General features: G+C 65.8%; 15 protein-coding genes. 4 read left to right on the forward strand and 11 right to left on the reverse strand.

Going from position 1 to position 19973, the window contains the following annotated elements; all coding sequences use genetic code 11:
* Positions 1–10 precede the first annotated feature (10 nt).
* Together IP92_RS24695 and IP92_RS24700 are read left to right on the forward strand one after the other, a co-directional pair.
* Complete coding sequence (locus IP92_RS24695) at positions 11–754, forward strand: putative type VI secretion system effector (RefSeq protein ID WP_145880318.1); 744 nt, start codon at positions 11–13, stop codon at positions 752–754.
* 12 nt (positions 755–766) lie between these two features.
* Positions 767–1510 carry a putative type VI secretion system effector gene (locus IP92_RS24700; protein ID WP_145880320.1) on the forward strand — a complete coding sequence of 248 codons (744 nt, stop codon included), beginning with the start codon at positions 767–769 and terminating at the stop codon, positions 1508–1510.
* Positions 1511–1627: 117 nt separating this feature from the next.
* On the opposite strand, the gene IP92_RS24705 is transcribed toward IP92_RS24700, so the two are convergent.
* From IP92_RS24705 to IP92_RS24720, 4 genes are all read right to left on the reverse strand, one after another.
* A complete protein-coding gene (locus tag IP92_RS24705; protein WP_145880322.1) occupies positions 1628–2599 on the reverse strand; it encodes a DUF4123 domain-containing protein in 972 nt (323 codons plus the stop codon).
* Complete coding sequence (locus tag IP92_RS24710) at positions 2599–5358, reverse strand: type VI secretion system Vgr family protein (RefSeq protein ID WP_145880324.1); 2760 nt, start codon at positions 5356–5358, stop codon at positions 2599–2601. The genes IP92_RS24705 and IP92_RS24710 overlap by 1 nt, the downstream gene beginning before the upstream one ends.
* 99 nt (positions 5359–5457) lie before the next feature.
* A complete protein-coding gene (locus tag IP92_RS24715; protein WP_145880325.1) occupies positions 5458–8262 on the reverse strand; it encodes an EAL domain-containing protein in 2805 nt (934 codons plus the stop codon).
* 166 nt (positions 8263–8428) lie between these two features.
* Positions 8429–10732 (reverse strand): YgiQ family radical SAM protein, encoded by a 2304-nt coding sequence (locus tag IP92_RS24720; RefSeq protein WP_145880326.1) that lies wholly within the window; start codon positions 10730–10732, stop codon positions 8429–8431.
* A gap of 182 nt (positions 10733–10914) precedes the next feature.
* Between IP92_RS24720 and IP92_RS24725 the strand changes: the two genes are divergently transcribed.
* The gene (locus tag IP92_RS24725; protein ID WP_145880327.1) at positions 10915–11427 is read left to right on the forward strand and encodes a DUF1269 domain-containing protein; all 513 of its coding nucleotides are present in this window, start codon (positions 10915–10917) and stop codon (positions 11425–11427) included.
* Positions 11428–11555: 128 nt separating this feature from the next.
* Here IP92_RS24725 and IP92_RS24730 read toward each other — a convergent pair whose 3' ends face one another.
* Positions 11556–11840, reverse strand: a complete 285-nt coding sequence (locus IP92_RS24730; RefSeq protein ID WP_145880328.1) for a DUF4404 family protein — start codon at positions 11838–11840, stop codon at positions 11556–11558.
* Between the two features lie 168 nt (positions 11841–12008).
* On the opposite strand from IP92_RS24730, the gene IP92_RS24735 reads away from it, so the two are divergent.
* Entirely contained in the window at positions 12009–13694 is a 1686-nt protein-coding gene (locus tag IP92_RS24735) for an alkaline phosphatase D family protein (RefSeq protein WP_145880329.1), read from the forward strand.
* A 60-nt stretch (positions 13695–13754) separates the two neighbouring features.
* Here IP92_RS24735 and IP92_RS24740 read toward each other — a convergent pair whose 3' ends face one another.
* The 6 genes from IP92_RS24740 to IP92_RS24760 form a co-directional block, all read right to left on the reverse strand.
* Complete coding sequence (locus IP92_RS24740) at positions 13755–13976, reverse strand: hypothetical protein (protein ID WP_145880330.1); 222 nt, start codon at positions 13974–13976, stop codon at positions 13755–13757.
* Complete coding sequence (locus IP92_RS24745; RefSeq protein ID WP_145880331.1) at positions 13973–14221, reverse strand: hypothetical protein; 249 nt, start codon at positions 14219–14221, stop codon at positions 13973–13975. The genes IP92_RS24740 and IP92_RS24745 overlap by 4 nt, the downstream gene beginning before the upstream one ends.
* Positions 14222–14516: 295 nt before the next feature.
* Positions 14517–16613: a M3 family metallopeptidase gene (locus IP92_RS24750; protein ID WP_145880686.1), complete on the reverse strand. Its 2097-nt coding sequence runs from the start codon at positions 16611–16613 to the stop codon at positions 14517–14519.
* 46 nt (positions 16614–16659) lie between these two features.
* On the reverse strand, positions 16660–18792 hold the full coding sequence (locus IP92_RS24755) for a M3 family metallopeptidase (protein ID WP_145880332.1): 2133 nt from the start codon (positions 18790–18792) through the stop codon (positions 16660–16662).
* Positions 18776–18928 carry a hypothetical protein gene (locus tag IP92_RS30015; protein ID WP_158206754.1) on the reverse strand — a complete coding sequence of 51 codons (153 nt, stop codon included), beginning with the start codon at positions 18926–18928 and terminating at the stop codon, positions 18776–18778. The genes IP92_RS24755 and IP92_RS30015 overlap by 17 nt, the downstream gene beginning before the upstream one ends.
* Positions 18925–19971 (reverse strand): hypothetical protein, encoded by a 1047-nt coding sequence (locus IP92_RS24760; protein ID WP_145880333.1) that lies wholly within the window; start codon positions 19969–19971, stop codon positions 18925–18927. The genes IP92_RS30015 and IP92_RS24760 overlap by 4 nt, the downstream gene beginning before the upstream one ends.
* Positions 19972–19973: the final 2 nt, after the last annotated feature.

Genomic DNA, 19973 nt, shown 5'->3' on the forward strand with positions numbered 1-19973 from the left:
AGGGCTGACGATGACGGAGTTTATCAACCATCCACGTGGCGAAGGTCTTGTAAAGATCAGCGGAGTGATATCCCACTATCGCGTGAGCCGCGACACTGCCAGCTTTTTCTTCACCCAGTCGGATCAAAGCAAGTTTGGCGCGATCGCGGTCGCCGCATCGCTCGCAGGCCTCGGCGGCCAGGCAATGGCTACCGCGGCCAACGCCACCTCGCTTGAAGAAGAGGCAGATTTCGTGCAGTTCCGTATCGATGGCGTCGAACTGAAGGGCTGGCTCTGGCGCAGTCCATTCAAAGAAGGTGATATCGTCGATGTGGCGGCGGAGTGGCGCGACGATCATTATGAGGTTTTCGGCGTCGTTCGGCCTGCGGACCGCACCATCGCTCTGTATCCACACTGCACGCGCGGCAGAAGGACGCATGTCAAGAACGCGATCAAGTGGTGGATTTATGTTTCCGTGTTCTTCGATGTCGGAATCGTTGCGCTCTCGGGCGTCATGAGTACGCCGATCATCGAATATTGGACTGGCGCCTTCGAGGATGGAGGAGGATGGGTGATCGGCGGCATCCACGTCGTGATCGCCATCGCTGTTTATTCCATGACCAAACAGTGGATGCCGTTCGTCAGGGTGGCCGAAAAAGTATTCCAGACTCTTGGGCTGCCGAACCCGGCCGGCGTCGACCTGGTCAAATCGTCGAAAGGCAAGCACAAGCCGGATGACAGCTTCGAATATGGCGCCATGTTTTTCCGGTACTAGGGTCGCGCGGCGGTGACTACCTTTATTGCGTCTCCCGCAGCAGATAGCCCGGTACGCTTATCGGGCACGATACGTCACTATCGCGTGACCCGGGACACTGCCAGCTTTTTCTTCACCCAGTCGGATCAAAGCAAGTTTGGCGCGATCGCGGTCGCCGCGTCGCTTGCCGGCCTCGGCGGCCAGGCAATGGCCACCGCGGCCAACGCCACCTCGCTTGAAGAAGAGGCAGATTTCGTGCAGTTCCGTATCGATGGCGTCGAACTGAAGGGCTGGCTCTGGCGCAGTCCGTTCAAAGAAGGTGATGTCGTCGATGTGGCGGCGGAGTGGCGCGACGATCATTATGAAGTTCTCGGTGTGGTGCGACTCGCGGACCGCACCATCGCTCTGTATCCACACTGCACGCGCGGCAGAAGGACGCATGTCAAGAATGCGATGAAGTGGTGGTTCTACGTTTCCCTATTCTTCGATATTGGAATGGTCGCCCTGTCAGCCATGCTGAACACCCCGGTCGTCGAATACTGGACCGGCGCCTTCGAAGACGGCTTTGGCTGGTTCATGGGCGGCATGCACGTGGTGATCGCCATCGCAGTCTACTCAATGACGAAACAGTGGATGCCCTTCGTCCGGGTGGCCGAAAAAGTATTCCAGACCCTCGGGCTGCCCAATCCCGCCGGTGTCGACCTGGTCAAGTGGTCGAAAGGCAAGCACAAGCCGGAAGACAGCTTCGAATATGGCGCAATGTTTTTCCGGTACTAGGATCGCGCGACGGTGACGTCCTTTGTTGGCTATCTCGCAGTCGATAGCCCGGTACGCCTGTCGGGCACGATACGCAACTATCGCGCATTGCGCGGCAACGCAAGTTTCGTCTTCACGTTACGGCCGGCCCAGATACGCCGCCAGCTCGTCCACCGGCACACCAGTTACTTCCTCGATCGCGCCGCCATAGAAGTCCCCCTGCGCCGTCAGCTTCCACACGAGGAGCAGCCGCTCGTCGGTATGGAACTCGGGCCCCAGCGCCAGCGCATGCCGGGCGAACAGTACGCGGTCCTGGGCGTCGACGATGCCGTGACGCGTCGCGTGCTTCAGTGCCGCGAAAACAGGACGCGGGTCAAAGCCATCGTCCGGCACATCGACGCCGACGGCAGCGCGCGCCGAACGCTCGGCCAGCCATGCCGCGTGCAAGGTCGCGTAGTCGTCCACTTGCGCCCATTGCTCCGCCGTCAGCACGAGCCTTCCTGGCGCCTCAGTGTGGGCGGCGCCGCCGTCCGCCATCTCCTGGCGCTTGAGCTGCTGCGTCCGGCCAAAGGCGAGCAGCGTTTGCGCCGGCCCCAACAGGGTCCGTTTTTGTTGCGCGCCGAGGGACAGCCATAGCCATTCGCGCACGCCAGGGTCATGGAATCGCAGCAGCTTGTGCAAGGCGCCGTGCACGTGCAGGTAGCAGTTGCCGGCCCAGTGCTGTGCGAGCACTGCGGCCTCGCCGGACGTCCTGATCCACCCGCATACACGCTGCCCCTGGGCGGCCTCCAGGCTAGGCAGGTCCCACGCCTGCCAAGCCATCCGCACGCTATGTCCGAACAGGTCCGCGTCGGCCGAGCGGTCCAGGTGCAGCGGCACGAGGTACGGGGCGAACTGCGGTTCGAAACGCGGGTGCGCGATCGGAACCCGCACACGCCGTTCCTCCACCAGCCCGCTGCCGTCGAAAGGATCGCCCTGGGCGGGATCGACCCACAGCAGGCACGCATCTTCCGCCGCTTCATGAAAATAGCGATGCAGCGCCTGCAGATGCGACGTCCACGGCGCGTCGAGCGCCGGGTAGTCTGGCTCTTCGATCGATAAATCAGCCATCACAGCGTTTGCGCTCCGGCTTGCGCGGCGCTCGCATCCTTCGTCGCTTGCTCGCAGCCCTTGATCGATCCCTTCGGCAACTCAAGCGACGAACTCGAACTCGCCGGCCCCGTCAACTCCTTCATACTGGCCTTGAACGCCATCGTCCCCGGCCCATGAATCATGATGTTCCCGCCCTCGAGCTTCAGATAAGCCCCCTGCGCTGTCAACGTCACGTGTTCCTTCGCCGCGACCGACACGGTCTTCGTCACGCTGGCCACGGTCACGAGCTTGTCGGCCATGACGCGCACCGCATCCGACTGCGCTTGCACACTGACCTTGCCGCTCGCCGCATGCAGGCGGATGCCGGTTTCCTGGTTCGGCTTCGTGGCCGAGTCAGCCTTGCCCGTCGTGTACAGGCTCATGCCGTCCTTCACCTGGTGCAGCGCGTTGGCTTGCGCGGCGAGGTTGATGTCCTGGCCTGCCGTGATGCTGGTGGTGGCGCCGGACGTCAGGACCGCGCTGGCCGGCGTCGTCACCGCGATACCTGCGGGGCTCGACACCTGCAGTTGCGGCTCGCTGTACGCGGTGGCCTTGCCTTGCCCGCCCTCTTCCGCGGCGGCGCCGTCGCTCGATGCTTCCAGCACTTCGCCTGCCTTCGTCAGCTGCGCGGCGGCCGGCAGCTTCGCGGCTTCCGGCTCGCCCTTCAACTTGGCGTTCTGCTGTTGCGCGACGGTTGCCAGCGACTGCAGCAGCGCGGCGCTGTCGGTGATCTGCGCCGCCGCTTCGCCGGCATCGAGCTGGTGGCCGGTGCCGCCTTGCCGTCCGTGTGTCGACAGCAGCAGGCCCTGGCCAGCGCGCAGTGCGGCGCCGTGGGCCGTCTTCAGTTCGGCGCCGTAGCCGGCCGTGGCCAGGCGCTGGTTGTCCGTCTGGTGGCGCAGGTGGCCCAGGTTCAGTTCATCCGTTCCCTCGTGCGCGTTGGCGTGGCGTTGCAGCGCCACGCGCGGCTCGGCGGGTGTGTCGTCGAACACCAGCTGGCTGTAGGCGCCGGTGCCGTTCTGGCTCGCCTGCAGCGCCTGCGATTTGAAGCCGGACAGCACTGCCGCGTGCGCGTGGTTGCCGGACTCGCCAGGGAACCACGCGGGCGCGTTGCCCGTCGCGTTGCCGGCGCCGGCGTTAACGCGGTTGTGCTGTGCGTCCGTTTCACCACCGCCGTTGTACAGGCTGCCGATGACGACCGGGCGGTCGATGTCGCCGTCGATGAAGTCGATCAGCACTTCGCTGCCGACGCGCGGCACGGCGACCGCGCCCCAGTTGGCGCCGGCCACCGGGGCCATCGGCGTGGCGATGCGTACCCACGTGCCGCTGCTGTCGTCCGCCGGCGCGCCGACGTGGCCATCGGGTACCGGATGGGTGAGGCGGCTGTGGCTTTGGTCGCCGCGCTGCCAGTGGAACTGCACCTTGATGCGGTGGTCGCGGTCCGTATGGATCACCGCGCCCGGCGGGCCGACCACGATCGCGGTCTGCTGGCCCGAGATCGTCGGCTTCGGGCGCAGCACCAGGCCATGGCCGTCGGCGTCGAAGCTGCGGTAAGGCACGCTGCTGCGGATCGCATCGATGCGGTTGCGGTACAGCGGGCGCTCGGCGATACCGCTGCCGGCAGCATGCAGGCTGCCGCCTTGTTCGCGCTCGATCAGCGCGGCCAGCGGATTCGCGCCCAAGGTGCGGGTGGCGTCTTTCACCTGCGCGCTCAGGTTGTTGTGCGCGAGGTGCAGCACGCGCAGCACGACGAAGGTGTCTTCCGCTGCCGCGTGATCGGTGAGCGTGAACGTGGTGCCCGGGACGAGCGTGCGGACGGTGCCGGCGCCCGTGAAGATCTCGCGGCTGGCGCGCAGTGCCTCCAGCTGGCGGTCGGCGATGCGCTGGCCGTGCTCGCGCGACGTGTAGGCATAGGCGCCCGGCGTATCGCGCAGCAGAGGGCCATCGCTGTCGGCCGCCGAGACGCGGCGCATATTGGTGCCGCGGTAGTCCCAGCTGTCCATGTCCAGGCCGCCCGCCGTCATGCGTGCCTCGCAGCGCCAGCGGTCCATGCTGTCTTCCTTCATCACCGCGCCCGGCTGGGTGAAGCGGACGACCGGCTGCACGTTCGGCTGGAACGTGCCGTTATGGTCGGCGATCACCAGCGTGTGGCTGCCCAGCCCGGGGCTGCCGGCATCGCCGCTGTGCTCGAAGTAGTAGAACAGGCCCTCCTCGCGCATCAGCCGCTCGGCGAACGCGCGGTTCGATTCCTGGTACTGGCACGTCAGCGAACGTTTCGGATACAGGTCGCGGTCGGCGATGTCGTAGCGCCATTGCGGCACCAGCTTGCCGGGGTTTTGCCAGCCGCCGAACAGCGCATCGAGGATGTCGAATACCGTCTTGTCCTGAAAGACCCGGCTGTCGCGGCCCAGGTCCATGAACGCATACCATGGGCCGATCGTCAGTTCGTAGCGGGCAAGGCCACCGTCCGCACCAAGCAGCCGCGCCGCCGTCACGTGGCCATGGAACGGCCGCGGTGCGCCGGCCGTCGCGGTCAGCAGTTCCACCAGCACCGGTTGGCCCAGCAGCGATTTCAGTGCGATGTCCGCATCGGTGGACAAGGCCGTCAACGTCAGCTCGTAGGGCCGGCTGACGCCTTCCTCCGCGCGCACGCATTCGGGGATCAGCCGGGGGCCGAGCGGGGTGGTGAGTTGCAAAATACGAGTATCCTGCCGCAGCAGCAGGTCGGTCAGCGCAAGCATGTCAGTACTCAGGGCGGCGGTTGTGGCTATTGCCAAATTACCACCATTTTACTCTTCATTTGCGAGAAATGGTGAAATCAGGCAACAGTGCGCGCTGCCTTACGGCTCGGTCACAGCGCCAGCCTGGGCCCGCAATTGCGCATCGAGCTCCTCCGCCGGCAGCGGCTTGTCGAACAAATAGCCCTGGCCATAATCGCACCCCGCCGCGGCCAGCAAGTCGCGCTGCTGCTCCGTCTCGACGCCCTCGGCGATCACGTGCAGGCCGAGCTTGTGGGCCATGACGATGATCGCTTCTGACAGCGCCATGTCGTTCGACTCCGGCGCGAGGTTCCGTACGAAGCTGCGGTCGATCTTCAGGTAGTCGATGTCGAACTTGTTCAGGTACGACAGCGACGAATAGCCGGTCCCGAAATCGTCCAGCGCCACCTGGATGCCGCCGTCGCGCAGCTGCAGCAGCTTGTCGGTGACCATCGTGCTCGCATCGAGCAGCAGGCCTTCCGTGATCTCCACGACGATCGCCTGGCCAGGCACGTCGGCCTGGCGCAATGCCCGCAGCCATACGTCGTAGCTGCCGCCTTCGCGCTGGAACTCCACCGGCGACTGGTTCAGGCTGACCTGGAAGTCCGGGTGCACCATGCGGCGCCAGCGCTGCACCCAGCGGATCGATTCGTTGAACACCCATTGGCCGATGTCGACGATCAGGCCGGAGCTCTCCGCCAGCGGAATGAATTCCAGCGGGCTGACGAGGCCGCGCTGCGGGTGCTGCCAGCGCAGCAGCGCCTCGGCCTTGTGGATGCGCCCCGTTTTGAGGTGCACGATCGGCTGGAAGTACAGCTTCAGCTGCTCGCCCTTGACGGCGCTGCGCAGGTCGTTCGTCAGGCGCATGCGGTTCAACGCGGCCACCTGCAGCGCCGGCGTGAAGTAGGAGAAGCGATTGCGGCCCGCCCCCTTCGCGGCGTACATCGCCTGGTCCGCGTGCTTCAGCAGGTCCTCCACGCTCGCCGCATCGTCCGGGTACAGCGTGATGCCGATGCTGGCGGAGACGAACGCCTGCTCCTGGCCCAGCTGGAACGGCGCGAGCAGGCTGTCGAGGATGTTCTGGGCGATCGTATCCACGCGGTCCGACTCGCGCAACTGCGTAAGGATCACGGTGAACTCGTCGCCGCCCAGCCGCGCCACCGTATCGGCCTCGCGCACGCAGGTGGCGATGCGGCGTGCCGCGTCCACCAGCAGCACGTCGCCCTGGTGGTGGCCCAGCGTGTCGTTCACTTCCTTGAAGTGATCGAGGTCGATGAACAGGATCGCGATGCGCGTGCCGTCGCGCCGGCTCTTGACGATGTCGTGCTGCAGCCGGTCCAGGAACATGCGGCGATTCGGCAGCTGCGTCAGCTGGTCGAAGTTCGCCTGCTGCCAGATCAGCGCCTCGCTCTCCTTCTGGTCCGTCACGTCCTCGATCATGCACAGCTTCAGGTGCGGCCCGGCGCGCGGCGTCTCCAGCGGCACCACGGATGCCTCGACCCACACGGTGGCGCCGTTGGCGCGCACCAGCCGCAGCGTCGTGCGGAATTCGGGGATGTCGCCGGCGACCAGGCGCTGCATCAGTACGGTCCACCCGGCCACGTCCTCCGGGTACACGAAATCAAGCCACGCGTGGTGCGCGAATTCCTCGGCGGTGCGGCCGGCGATCTCGCGGTAGCGGGGATTGACGTCGGAGAACGCGCCGCTGACGTCGTCGATCAGCGCAATGCCCATCGGCGACGCTTCGAACATCGTGCGGAAGCGCTCCTCGCCGGCACGGATCGCGTCGGCGGCGCGGCGCCGCTCGCGCGCCAGCAGCGACACGTGGATCGCCGCGCCCAGCAGCAGCAGGGCCGCCGCCGCGCCGAGGACGCGGTACAGCCAGACGAGGTCCAGGCCTCCTTCCGCGTTGTACAGGAAGCCGTTGAACGTGACGCCCTTCGGCAGCAGGCCCAGGTCCGCGTAGACGCCGGCGATGTGCTGCCAGCGCTCGGGGTTCATGTAGCCGATCTCGACGAGCACCGGCTGCACCAGCGGCACCATCTGGCGCGCCTCGTACAGCAGGTGCTGGCGGTCGTGCCGGCGCGAGTACTTTGCCAGGATCAGGTCGACCATCTCTTCCTGGTGGTTCATCGCATACTGCCAGCCGCGCATGCTGGCCGCGCGGAACGCCTTCACGCGCTCCGGGTTCGCATTCAGTTCATGCTCGCTCGTGAACAGGTTATCGCCATAGAAGTCGATACCCGCCGCGCGCGGGCTGTAGACGTCGTATGGGAAACCGGCGCGGTCGAGATAGTCCGGCTCGTTGGTGGTGTAGATCGACATCGCGTCGATGCGCCCCTGCACGAGGTCCAGCGGATCGTAGCTGTGCTCGACGTGCCGCAAGCGGTCCAGCGTGATGCCTTCGCGCTTCAGGTAGGCCACCAGTTCATCGGCTTCGACGCGGCCGTTGCGCAGGGGTCCCAGCATCACGCGCTTGCCGATCAGGTTGTGGATGTCCGGCCCCTGGCCGGCACGCTGGCGCATCGCCAGCGCATGCGGCGAATGCTGGAAGATCACCCCGAGCACGACGACGGGTTTGCCGGACAACCTTGTCAGCAGCAATGCGCTGCTGCCCGTGCCGTATTGGGCGCGGCCGGCCAGCACTTCGCGCTCCGGCGCGCCGCCGTCCGCGCCTTCGAGGATCTGCACGTCCAGGCCCGCGTCGCGGTAATAGCCCTTCTCCAGCGCGGCGTAATAGCCGGCGAACTGGAACTGGTGCGTGTGCTTCAGCTGCAGCACCACGCGGTCCTGCGCGAACGCGGGCAGCACGGCGCCGGCAAGCACCAGCAGCAGGCCGGCCGCGGCGCGAAGGAGGGGATGGAGCGCGACCAGTTTCGGATGCACGTTAGCGGCGATGTAGGAGCGGCTAGATGCCGGCGGACGGCCCGATTGTAACGCCGTTCAGGCTCCGTTCATTGTCGAGCCGGTGCCGCTGTGGCGCGCATGCCGCAACAGCCACAATCAGGCTGGCAAAGACTGGCAAGGACCGGTGACCTTTCAGCCACCCATCCTACTTGCGGCCTTTGCTGCCCTGGCGCTGGGCGGTGGCCTTCGGCTTCACCTTGATCGTGTCGAGGATCGACGGCCGGACCTTCGTCTCGACCGTGGCACGCGTCGTCAGCGAACCGGTCAGCGCGTTCGGCCGGCTGCCGCGTGCGCCCGCCGCCGGTGCGGGCCGCGCGCCGCGCTGCGCGCCCGGCGCCAGCGTCGGCATCGCCCGCTTGCCTTCCGGCGCGGCTTTCATGTGCTCCTCGCCCGGCGACCACGGCGGGATCAGGTGCTTCTCGCCATTGCCGATCAGGTCCCCGCGGCCCATGCGCTGCAGCGTCTCGCGCAGGATCGGCCAGTTCTCCGGATCGTAGTAGCGCAGGAACGCCTTGTGGGCCTTGCGCACCTTGCCCGCGCGCGGCGTCTCGACGACTTCCGAATCCTCCGTCACCTTCTTCAGCGGGTTGCGGCGGCTGTGGTACATCGTCGTCGCCATCGCCATCGGCGTCGGCATGAACGTCTGCACCTGGTCGAGGCGGAAGTTGTTCTTCTTCAGCCACAGCGCGAGGTTCAGCATGTCCTCGTCCGTCGTGCCGGGGTGAGCCGCGATGAAGTACGGGATCAGGTACTGCTTCTTGCCCGCTTCCAGCGAGTACTTCTCGAACATCGCCTTGAATTCGTCGTAGGCGCCGATGCCCGGCTTCATCATCTTCGACAGCACGTTCGTTTCCGTGTGCTCCGGCGCGATCTTCAACAGGCCGCCCACGTGGTGCGTGACGAGCTCCTTCACGTATTCGGGCGAGCGCACCGCGAGGTCGTAGCGCAGGCCGGAGCCGATCAGGATCTTCTTCACGCCGGGGATCGCGCGGGCCTTGCGGTACAGCTGGATCAGCTTGCTGTGGTCCGTGCCCAGGTTCACGCAGATCGACGGATACACGCACGACAGGCGGCGGCACGTTTCCTCGATCTTCTTGTCCTTGCAAGCCAGGCGGTACATGTTGGCCGTCGGGCCACCCAGGTCCGAGATCGTGCCCGTGAAGCCCTTCGTCTTGTCGCGGATGTGTTCGATCTCGCGCAGGATCGACGGTTCCGAACGGCTCTGGATGATGCGGCCTTCATGTTCCGTGATCGAGCAGAACGTGCAGCCGCCGAAGCAGCCGCGCATGATGTTCACGGAGAAGCGGATCATCTCCCATGCGGGAATGCGTGCATTGCCGTAGCTGGGGTGCGGCGCGCGGGCGTAGTTCATGTCGTACACGCCGTCCATCTCGTCCATCGCGAGCGGCAGCGGCGGCGGGTTGATCCACACGTCGCGGTCGCCGTGCTGCTGCACCAGCGCGCGCGCATTGCCGGGGTTCGACTCCAGGTGGAACACGCGCGATGCATGCGCATACATCACCGGGTCGGCGCTCACGGTTTCAAACGACGGCAGCCGCACCACGGTGCGGTTGTGCTTTTCCCTCGCCATCGCAAGGCGCTCTTCGCGCGTCATGATGCGGATGGGTTTGACTGTCGGTTCCGGCGCCGCGTTCTCGGTGGCGCACGATTCCTTGTCTTCCTTCGCCATCGCGTACGGATCGGGATGCGCATCGATGCGGCCCGGCACGTCCACGCGGGTGGAGTTGTGCACGCCCCAATCGTCCGACGGCAGCCAGCCGTGCGGCACGAGGAACGCCGTGCCGCGCAGGTCGCGGATGGCCTTGATGTCCTCGCCCTTGTTCATGCGGTGCGTCAGGTCCACCAGCGCGCGCTCGGCGTTACCGAAGATCAGCAGGTCGGCCTTCGAATCGATCAGCACCGACTTGCGCACCTTGTCCGACCAGTAGTCGTAGTGCGCGATGCGGCGCAGCGATGCCTCGATGCTGCCGACGACGATCGGCGTGCCCGGATATGCTTCGCGCGCCTTGTGCGAATAGACGGACACCGCGCGGTCCGGGCGCTTGTTCGGCTCGGCGTTCGGCGTGTACGCGTCGTCCGAACGGATCTTGCGGTCCGACGTGTAGCGGTTGACCATCGAGTCCATATTGCCGGCCGTGATGCCGAAATACAGGCGCGGCTTGCCCAGCACGCGGAACGCATCCGCGTTCTGCCAGTCGGGCTGGCTGATGATGCCGACCCGGAACCCCTGCGCTTCCAGCAGGCGGCCGACCAGCGCCATGCCGAAGCTGGGGTGGTCGATGTAGGCGTCGCCCGTGACGAGAACGATGTCGCACTCGTCCCAGCCGAGCGCGTCCATCTCGGCGCGGGACATCGGCAGGAAGGGCGCGGCGGCGGCGCGGGCGGACCGCTTGGGGACGGTCGCAAAGAGGTTCACTGGAGCATTCATAAGAGGGCGATTGTACCAAAAAGTGCGCCGCGGCGCGCGCCCCGAACCATTTATCGAACAGAAAAGCTTTTATTATTCAAACACTTGTGTTGCATGACGCGAAAACGTATCCGTGCGGGCATTGCATTGTGCCGGCAAGGGGCTATAAAGGAGATGCACCCATGAGACCTTGAGGAGGTGCCATGCGACGTCGTCTTTATTACGTGTTGCCGGATATGTCATCCGCGCGCGCGATGCTCGATGAGCTCCTGCTGGCGCGCATCGAGGAGCGGCACATCCGCTTCCTGGCCCGCGAGGGCTCGTTACCGGGCGATATGCCCGGCTGCAGCTTCGTACTGAAAACCGACCTGATACACGGCGCACAGCTGGGAGCCGTGATCGGCGGTCTCGTCGGCCTCGTAGCCGGCATCGTGCTGGCGCTGATGCCGCCTTACGGGCTGGTGATGCAGACGGGCGCCATCCTGTTGCTGGCCCTGGGCGGGGCGCTGTTCGGCGCCTGGGCCTCCGGCATGAACGGATGCGCGATCCCGAACAAGAAACTGGAACAGTATGCCGACCGCGTCGAGCGTGGGCAGGTCCTGATGATCGTCGACGTGCCGGTACGGCGCGTGCGCGAGATCGAGGACATGATCGCCGGCCGGCATCCCGATTTCAGCTTTGGCGGCGAAGAGCCGCCCATGGTGGCGTTTCCCTGACGCCAACCGCCCGGTCCGCGGCAGGTGCCTGCCTGAACGCGGGCCGCGCATCTTCCAGGTCGGTCGACGCATGGCCGGGCAGGCGCCGCCTGCCCGCTTTCCTGTAGCGCGTCTTCACGCCCTGCCCGTCAGATCCCCATATTCCCGAGAATGCGGCCCAGCTCGCGCAGCGTCGGCTCCAGCGCCGGGTGCTTCGCCGCGAACTTCGCCGAGATTTCCTGCGTGCGCTCGGCCAGGCCGTAGGTGGTCGTGCCTTCTTCACTGACGGCGCCGTCCGCGGCGCGCTGCTCGAGCAACTGGTGGATGTCGCCGTCGAGCTGGCGCAGCAGGTCCTGCAATTCCTCGTCCACCGGCGCCCCGCTCGACAGCGCCGTATGCAGCTCGCGCAGGGATGCCTTCAGCTTGTTGTCCATACTCCTCTCCTTCTGTTGCCATGATATGCCTCTTATACACCGATTCGCTCTTCCATGGCGGCAAAAGGAACGGGTGACACCCGGCCGTCACGCCGGTGGGTGCGATGTCATCAGAAGGTAACCTGCGCGTCTTAAGATGCGCCGTCTTTCACTTCTGCTAACGGCACCATGACTGAACTGAAATCCCGTCGTAAATTCCTGCGTAACTTCTCGCTCGGCACCGTCGCCGTCTCCGCGATCCCGCTGACCGCCTGTGGCGGCGACGATCCGGATTACAAGGACATCAGCTTCGCGCACGGCGTGGCCAGCGGCGACCCGCTGACGGACCGCGTGATCCTGTGGACCCGCGTGACGACGGCCGTCGCGGACGACATGGAGGTGGGCTGGGTCGTGGCGGAGGATGCCGGTTTCGCGAAGACCGTGGCTTCCGGCACGGTGGTGACCGGCGCGGCGCGCGACTACACGGTGAAGGTCGACGCCACCGGCCTGCAAGCTGGCCGCACCTACTACTACCGCTTCCGCTGCCAGGGCAAGGAATCGCCGGTAGGCCGCACGAAGACGCTTGCCACGGGCAACGTGACGCAGGCGAAGTTCGCCGTGTTCAGCTGCTCCAACTACCCGGCCGGCTACTTCAACGTGTACGCGGAAGCGGCGAAGCTGGACGACGTCGACGCCGGCCTGCACCTGGGCGACTACATCTACGAATACGCGGCCGACGGCTACGCATCGCAGAACGCCGCGAACCTGGGCCGCGTGTCGCAACCGTCCAACGAGATCATCACGCTGACGGATTACCGCCGCCGCTACCAGCAATACCGCAGCGATCCGGACCTGCAGGCCGTGCACGCGAAGATGCCGTTCATCGCCGTGTGGGACGACCACGAGCTGTCCAATGACACGTGGCGCGAAGGCGCGCAGAACCACGACCCGGCCACCGAAGGACTGTGGGCGGCGCGCCGCCAGATGGCGATCCAGGCCTACAACGAATGGATGCCGATCCGCCTGCCCGATGCGAACAAGCCGGACCGCATCTACCGCTCGTTCGACTTCGGCAACCTGCTGTCGCTGCACATGCTCGATACCCGCGTGATCGGCCGCGACAAGCAGCTGGCCTATGCCAGCTATGTGGGCAGCGACAAGTCGTTCAACAGCGCGGCGTTCACAGCCGACGTGGCGAACCCCGCACGCCAGCTGATGGGCACCGAGCAGACGACGTGGCTGCAAGGCCAGCTCGCGAAGTCGACCGCGACGTGGCAGGTGCTGGGCCAGCAGGTGCTGATGGCGCGCATGATGCTGCCGGCACCGATGGTGCTCGGCACGACGGGGTATGCGGCCTACTTCGCGATCGCCGCGAAAGTGCAGGCGGGGGTGGCGCTGACTGCCGAGGAACAGCAACTGCTGGCCGCGCCGGCGATCCCGTACAACCTCGATGCGTGGGACGGGTATGGCGCCGCGCGCGAGACGGTGCTGAACATGGCAAAGTCGCTCAACAAGAACCTCGTCGTGCTGGCCGGCGATACGCACAATGCGTGGGCCAGCGACTTGGCGGACGTGAACGGCCAGGCTGTTGGCGTCGAATTCGGCGTGCCGTCGGTGACGTCGCCCGGCTTCGAGGAGTACTTCCCGACCGCGAACCCGGTCACGGTGGCAAGCGGCATGGAACAGCTGATCGGGCCGTTGCAGTATGCGGAGACGGCATCGCGCGGCTTTGTCGTGCTGACCGTCACGCCGACGGAAAGCCGGGCCGAGTACCGCTACGTCAACACGATCGCATCGAAGACGTACACGGCGTCGACGGGCAAGGTGCTGAAGATGCTGCCGGGTGCCGCGAACCGGAAGCTCGTCGCGGCCTGACGGTTCGGCGCGGCCCGTACCACCAGGCTGCGGCGCGTTCCCCCCGCGCTCCCGCCGGCTTCAACGCGGCTGCGGCCTGCCTCGCTCGGCGAGCCGCGCCACGCCATCGAAGTGGTCGAGCATGGCGCGGATCGCCGCGCCGTAAGAAGTAAAGAAACCCAGTTCCTTGTCGTCCGCCGCCAGGATCGCGTAGCCGCTCCGACGGCCGGCGGCGCTCGCGTCGATCGCGGCAACGATACGCAGGTCGCGCATCCTCAGCTTTGCCGCTCCTCGCTCGATCATGTGCGGTCCTCGGCGCCGTCGCCGAACGGCCAGCGCAGCGGGTGGCGTTCGACCCAGCGCCGGGCATCCTGGAAGGCCCGGTCGCGCACGCCGCTGGCGCCCGGCGTTGCCGCACCGCGGCCGAAGTCCACGTGGCGCACCTTGCCGGTGGCATGCTCGCGGATGCTGCTGCGGTACACGATCCACGCCCCGCTGGCGTGGCTGGAAACGGCGATGACGTGCCCCCGGTACGATTGCGTTGGCATGTCTGCTCCGAAGAAGAGGGTAGGCCCATGCCGGCGCGAGGCCGGCAGGGAGCGTCGTCGCGACCTGGCGCAACAGCATGCCCCGCCCTTGCGGGGGCAAGGGCACGAAGGCGGCACCACGCAGTGTACTCCGGTCGGCCCCCACCCGCCGCTTTATTTGCGGACGGCTGAACGGCTGGGCTCCGCAGGGCAAGGGCAATGGACAATGGACAATTGGCAAAGGGCAAAGGGCAAAGGGCTGATGCAAAAAAAAACCGCGCAGCGTGCGCGGTTTTTTCAACAACTGGCATCCGTATCAGTCGGTCAGGCCGCGCCGCTCAAGCAGCGGCTCGATCTTCGCATCGCGCCCGCGGAATTCGCGGAACATCTGCATCGCGTCGATCGTACCGCCACGCGACAGCAGCTTCTGGCGGAACCAGTCGCCGTTCTTGCGCGTGAGGCCGCCGTTTTCCTTGAACCACTCGACCGTGTCGGCATCGAGCTTCTCGGCCCACAGGTAGCCGTAGTAGCCGGACGAATAGCCGCCCGAGAACACGTGCGAGAAATACGTGGTGCGATAGCGCGGCGGTACCGGAGCGAAGTCGACGCCGGCGTCCTTCAGCGACTGCGCCTCGAACGCCAGCACGTCGGCCGGGATCTGGTTCGCGCCCAGCTGATGCCACTTCTGGTCCAGGATGGCCGCGGCCAGGTACTCGGTGGTGCGGTAGCCCTCGTTGAACTTGGCCGATGCGATCACCTTGTCCAGCAGTTCCTTCGGCATCGGCGCGCCCGTCTGGTAGTGCTTCGCGTAGTTGTTCAGCACTTCCGGCCAGGCCAGCCACATTTCGTTGACCTGCGACGGGAACTCGACGAAATCGCGCGGCACGCGGGTGCCCGAGAAGCGCGGGTACTTCACGTTCGAGAACATGCCGTGCAGCGCATGGCCGAATTCGTGGAATGCGGTGCGCACTTCGTCATACGTCATCAACGTCGGCTCGCCGTTGGCGGGCTTCGGAATGTTCAGGTGGTTCGCGATGACCGGGTGCGTGCCCTGCAGCGCGTTCTGGCTCACGTAGGCGTTCATCCATGCGCCGCCACGCTTGTTCGAGCGGGCGTAGAAGTCGCCGATGAAGATCGCCAGCTGCTTGCCGTCCGCATCGAACACGTCCCACACGCGCACGTCCGGCTGGTACACCGGCAAGTCCTTGCGCTCCTTGAACGTCAGGCCGTACACCTTGTTCGCCGCGAAGAACACGCCGCTCTCGTACACGCTGTTCAGTTCGAAGTACGGCTTCAGCTCGTTCTGGTCGAACGCATAACGCTCCTTGCGCACCTTGTCGGCGTAGAACGCCCAATCGTGCGCGGCGACCTGGAAGCCGCCCTTCTCGGCGTCGATCGCCTTCTGGATGTCGGCTGCCTCGCGGCGTGCGTTGCGCACGGCCGGCTGGGCGAATTCTGCCAGCAGCTTGTTGACGGCCGTCGTGTCCTTCGCCGTCTGGTCTTCCAGCATGTAGGCGGCGTGGCTGCTGTAGCCCAGCAGCGCGGCGCGCTCGGCACGCAACTTGGCCAGCTGCTGCACCAGCTCGCGGTTGTCGAACTCGCCGCCGCGGCTGCCGCGCGCCATCGACGCGGCCAGCAGGCGTTCGCGCGTGGTGCGGTTCTTCAGCACGGCCAGCGGCGCCTGGCCGGTGGTGTTGACGATCGGGATCGCATACTTGCCTTCCAGGCCGCGCGCCTTCGCGTCGGTGGCCGCCTTGGCGATCGCAGCATCGGTCATGCCGTCCAGCTCTTCCTTCGTGTCGACGATCAGCGCGGAGGCATTGGCTTCCTTCAGCACGTTCTGCGCGAACGTCGTCTGCAGTTCGGCCAGCTTGGCGTTATACGCCTTCAGCTTTTCCTTGTCCGCGGCGGACAGCTTGGCGCCGGCGCGCACGAAGTCGGTGTGGTAGCGTTCGAGCAGGTATTTCGATTCCGCGTCCAGGCCCAGCTTGTCGCGCTTGTCGTACAGCGCCTTCACGCGCTGGTACAGCTTCGCGTTCAGGCGGATCGCGTCGCTGTGGGCGGACAGCTTCGGTGCCAGCTCGCGGTCCAGCTTCTGCATCGTGTCGTTCGTGTTGGTGCCGGTGAGGTTGAAGAACACCGTCGACACGCGGTTCAGCAGACGGCCGGAGCGCTCCATCGCGACGATCGTGTTGTCGAACGTGGGCGCCTGCTTGTTGTTGGCGATCTTCGCGATCTCGGCGGCCTGTTCCTTCATGCCCTCGTCGAACGCCGGCGCATAGTCGGCGTCGTGGATCTTGTCGAAGGCGGGGTACTGGAACGGCAGCGTGCTCGGCGCGGCGAACGGGTTCGCCGCGGGCAGCGCTGCGTGGGCCATGCCGGCGAACGCCAGGCTGGCGGCGAGGATCAGCATTTGGGGTCGTTTCAAAACTTATCTCCTAAAATACAACGAATGCGCGTCATTGGGCGTTCAGGCCGCGGCGCTCCAACAGGGGTTCGATGACGGCATCGCGGCCGCGGAAGTTACGGAACAATTCCATCGCATCGGCCGTGCCGCCGCGCGACAGCAGCGTCTTGCGGAACCAGTCGCCGTTCTTGCGCAGCAGGCCGCCGTTCTCCTTGAACCACACGACGCTGTCGGCATCGAGCTTCTCGGCCCACAGGTAGGCGTAGTAGCCGGCCGAGTAGCCGCCGGAGAAGCTGTGCGAGAAGTACGTGGTGCGGTAGCGCGGCGGCACCAGCGGGAAGTCGACGCCGGCATCCTTCAACGCCTTGGCTTCGAACGCCAGCACGTCGTCCGGCACTTCACTCGGCTTGATCTGGTGCCACTTCTGGTCCAGCAGCGAAGCGGACAGGTACTCGGTCGTCGCGTAACCCTGGTTGAACTTGCGGGCGGCGGTGATCTTGTCCAGCAGTTCCTTCGGCATCGGCGCGCCCGTCTGGTAGTGCTTCGCGTAGTTCGCCAGCACTTCCGGCCACACGGCCCACATCTCGTTGACCTGCGACGGGTACTCGACGAAGTCGCGCGGCACGTTGGTGCCGGAGAAGCGCGGGTACTTCACGTTCGAGAACATGCCGTGCAGGACGTGGCCGAATTCGTGGAACGCCGTCTTGACTTCATCGAACGTGAGCAGGGTCGGCTCGCCGGCCGGCGGCTTCGGCACGTTCAGGTGGAAGCCGACGACGGGCTTCTCGCCCAGCAGCGACGATTGCGACACGTATTCGTTCATCCACGCGCCGCCCTGCTTGTTGCCACGTGCGTACATGTCGACGATCAGGAGCGCCAGCGGCTTGCCGTCGGCATCGGTCACGTCGAACGTGCGCACGTCCGGGTTATACACGGGCAGGTCCTTGCGCTCGGCCAGCGTGATGCCATACAGCTTGTTGGCGGCGAAGAACACGCCGTTCGCCAGCACGTTGTTCATCTCGAAGTACGGCTTCAACTGCTTCTCGTCGAACGCGAAGCGCTGCGCACGCACCTTGTCGGCGTAAAACTCCCAGTCGGCCGCCGTAACGGGACCGCCGGCCACCTTTTCGAGGTCCGCCGCTTCCTTCTTCGCGTTGTTGACGGCCGGCTTGGCCAGCTCGCCCAGCAGCTTGTTGACGTTGGACGGGTGCTTCGCCGTCTGGTCGGCCAGCGAGTAGGCGGCGAAGTTCTCGAAGCCCAGCAACTGCGCCTGTTCGGCACGGGCCTTGACGAGTTTCTGGACGACGGCACGATTGTCGAATTCGCCGCCGTGGCTGCCGCGTGCCAGCGATGCGGCCATCAGGCGCGCGCGCACCTGCGGGTTGGTCAGCTCGCCCAGCGGCGGCTGGCCCGTGGTATTGGTCAGCGCGATGACGAACTTGCCGTCCAGGCCGCGCTCCTTCGCGGCGGTGGCCGCGGCGTTGATGGCCGCTTCCGGCAGGCCGGCCAGCTCTTCGCGCGTGTCGACGACGAGCGCCGACGCGTTCAGTTCCTTCAGCACGTTCTGCGTGAAGGTGGTCTGCAGCGTGGCGATCTGGCCGTTCAACGCCTTCAGTTTTTCCTTGTCCTTCGCCGACAGTTTGGCGCCGGCCAGCACGAAGTCCTGGTAGTAGCGCTCCAGCAGATACTTCGACTCGGCGTCCAGCCCCAGCTTGTCGCGCTTGCCGTACAGCGTTTCGACGCGCTTGAACAGCTTCGCGTTCATGTGGATCGTGTCGCTGTGCGCCGCCAGTTTCGGCGACATGTCGCGGTCGATCTCATCGAGCTTGTCGTTGGTGTTCGCCGTCTGCAGGTTCGAGAACGTCGTCGCGACACGGTGCAGCAGCACGCCGCTCTTTTCCATCGCCACGATCGTGTTCTCGAAGGTCGCCGGCTGCGGGTTGTTCGCAATGACGGCGATCTCCTTCAGATGCGCGTCCATGCCGGCCTGGAAGGCGGGCGGGAAGTGTTCGTCGCGGATCTGGTCGAACTGGGGATAGTGGAACGGCAGCGGGCTGACGGTGATCAGCGGATTGGCGGCGGTGGCTTGCATGGTGGTGGCCGGTTTTGCGGCGGGGGCCGCGTGAACTACCGAGAATGCCAGCGCCAGGCCGGCGGCGAGAGCGAGCTTACGTGGAGGGGTCATATCGTCTTTCGATTAACCAGTCGAAGCCGGCGAGATCGTCGCCGGCGCCATGTGAAAACGCCTGCTCGGTGGCAGGCTTGAGTGCAGGATAATAACAGGCGTGTTTCGCGGAGTCATCCGTGAGGATGGCATTCATCGCTCGGGGCGGGCGATGGTCAACGTAAAACTCGGTGCCATGTCGGCGGGATACGGCTCCGCGGCGCGAACGGCCGATGCAACCGCTGCGTCGAAGGGGGGCAGTCCGGAGCGCTGCATCGGCATCACGACGACCGCTTGCCGGTCCGCACCGAGGAAAATCTTGTAGCTCAGCGTGGCAGGTAGTTCCGCGACGCTTCCGTGGTACGCAATCCCGTGTTCGATACGCCGCCGATGTTCTTCCGGGAGTTCCGTTCGCCGGGGTACTGGCTCCGGCTTACCAGTCCACTGCGAGTGTTCGCGCTCCAAGGCCCTCTCCCAGCCCAGTTTGCGGACCTGTACCAATCCCGCCGCCAGCGCCACGCACAGCGCGACGCCCCACAGGGCGTACTTGAAGCGACGCCGCACGTCCTGCCTGCGCCGCTCTTCTTCCGGCGAGTCGACCGGCTTGACGTCGAAGGAAGCGGCGAACGATCGCTGCAAGCGCGCGATGCTCGCGGCGGGAGCGTTCATGCGCAGCCAGACTGGAAAATCCGCCGCCAGCTGATCGAATCCCACCTGCAAGTCCCAGAGTTCATCGTCGTCGTCCGGCGGCTGGTGCAATTGCCCGATCAGGGCGAGGGCGTATTCGATGTCCTCCGGATGCTGACGATCAAAGCGCTGTTGCTCGACGACCGCCTGGCGTATCACCGCCCCTGCGGGCCCCAGCGCTGCCGGACGCGCCGGATCTCGCGCCCAGCCGAACGTCGCGCAGGCGGCGCGAAACAGCACTTCGTGGCCGGGTCGCCACCCGCCCGCCAGCCGCTCGGCCACGCGGCGCTCGAAGTGCGCGGCGTCGCCGAGGTTCATCAGCGCCTCGCTGTCCAGGCTGCGGCGCAGCTCGGCCGCGAGCGCATCGGGCTCGAGCGCATCGTCGCGCAGCAACGCATCAATCGCAGCGTCGAAACGCACGTACTCGTCAGCGCAAGCTGCGGTCGCCGGCGGTGGCGGCTCGACCGGAGGCTGCGCCGGTGCGGCAGGGGCACAAGCAGGCAGGTTTTTCATTT

The sequence above is a fragment of the Pseudoduganella flava genome (assembly GCF_007830495.1).
Lineage (GTDB): Bacteria > Pseudomonadota > Gammaproteobacteria > Burkholderiales > Burkholderiaceae_D > Rugamonas > Rugamonas flava.

Excerpts from the sequence above, each read along its gene's own strand:
- IP92_RS24740 (WP_145880330.1), bottom strand. The coding sequence starts at position 13,976 with ATGATCGAGCGAGGAGCGGCAAAGCTGAGGATGCGCGACCTGCGTATC.
- IP92_RS24710 (WP_145880324.1), bottom strand. The coding sequence starts at position 5,358 with ATGCTTGCGCTGACCGACCTGCTGCTGCGGCAGGATACTCGTATTTTG.
- IP92_RS24720 (WP_145880326.1), bottom strand. The coding sequence starts at position 10,732 with ATGAATGCTCCAGTGAACCTCTTTGCGACCGTCCCCAAGCGGTCCGCC.
- IP92_RS24755 (WP_145880332.1), bottom strand. The coding sequence starts at position 18,792 with ATGACCCCTCCACGTAAGCTCGCTCTCGCCGCCGGCCTGGCGCTGGCA.
- IP92_RS24705 (WP_145880322.1), bottom strand. The coding sequence starts at position 2,599 with ATGGCTGATTTATCGATCGAAGAGCCAGACTACCCGGCGCTCGACGCG.
- IP92_RS24725 (WP_145880327.1), top strand. The coding sequence starts at position 10,915 with ATGCGACGTCGTCTTTATTACGTGTTGCCGGATATGTCATCCGCGCGC.
- IP92_RS24695 (WP_145880318.1), top strand. The coding sequence starts at position 11 with ATGACGGAGTTTATCAACCATCCACGTGGCGAAGGTCTTGTAAAGATC.
- IP92_RS24730 (WP_145880328.1), bottom strand. The coding sequence starts at position 11,840 with ATGGACAACAAGCTGAAGGCATCCCTGCGCGAGCTGCATACGGCGCTG.
- IP92_RS24735 (WP_145880329.1), top strand. The coding sequence starts at position 12,009 with ATGACTGAACTGAAATCCCGTCGTAAATTCCTGCGTAACTTCTCGCTC.
- IP92_RS24750 (WP_145880686.1), bottom strand. The coding sequence starts at position 16,613 with ATGCTGATCCTCGCCGCCAGCCTGGCGTTCGCCGGCATGGCCCACGCA.
- IP92_RS24745 (WP_145880331.1), bottom strand. The coding sequence starts at position 14,221 with ATGCCAACGCAATCGTACCGGGGGCACGTCATCGCCGTTTCCAGCCAC.
- IP92_RS24760 (WP_145880333.1), bottom strand. The coding sequence starts at position 19,971 with ATGAAAAACCTGCCTGCTTGTGCCCCTGCCGCACCGGCGCAGCCTCCG.
- IP92_RS30015 (WP_158206754.1), bottom strand. The coding sequence starts at position 18,928 with ATGAATGCCATCCTCACGGATGACTCCGCGAAACACGCCTGTTATTAT.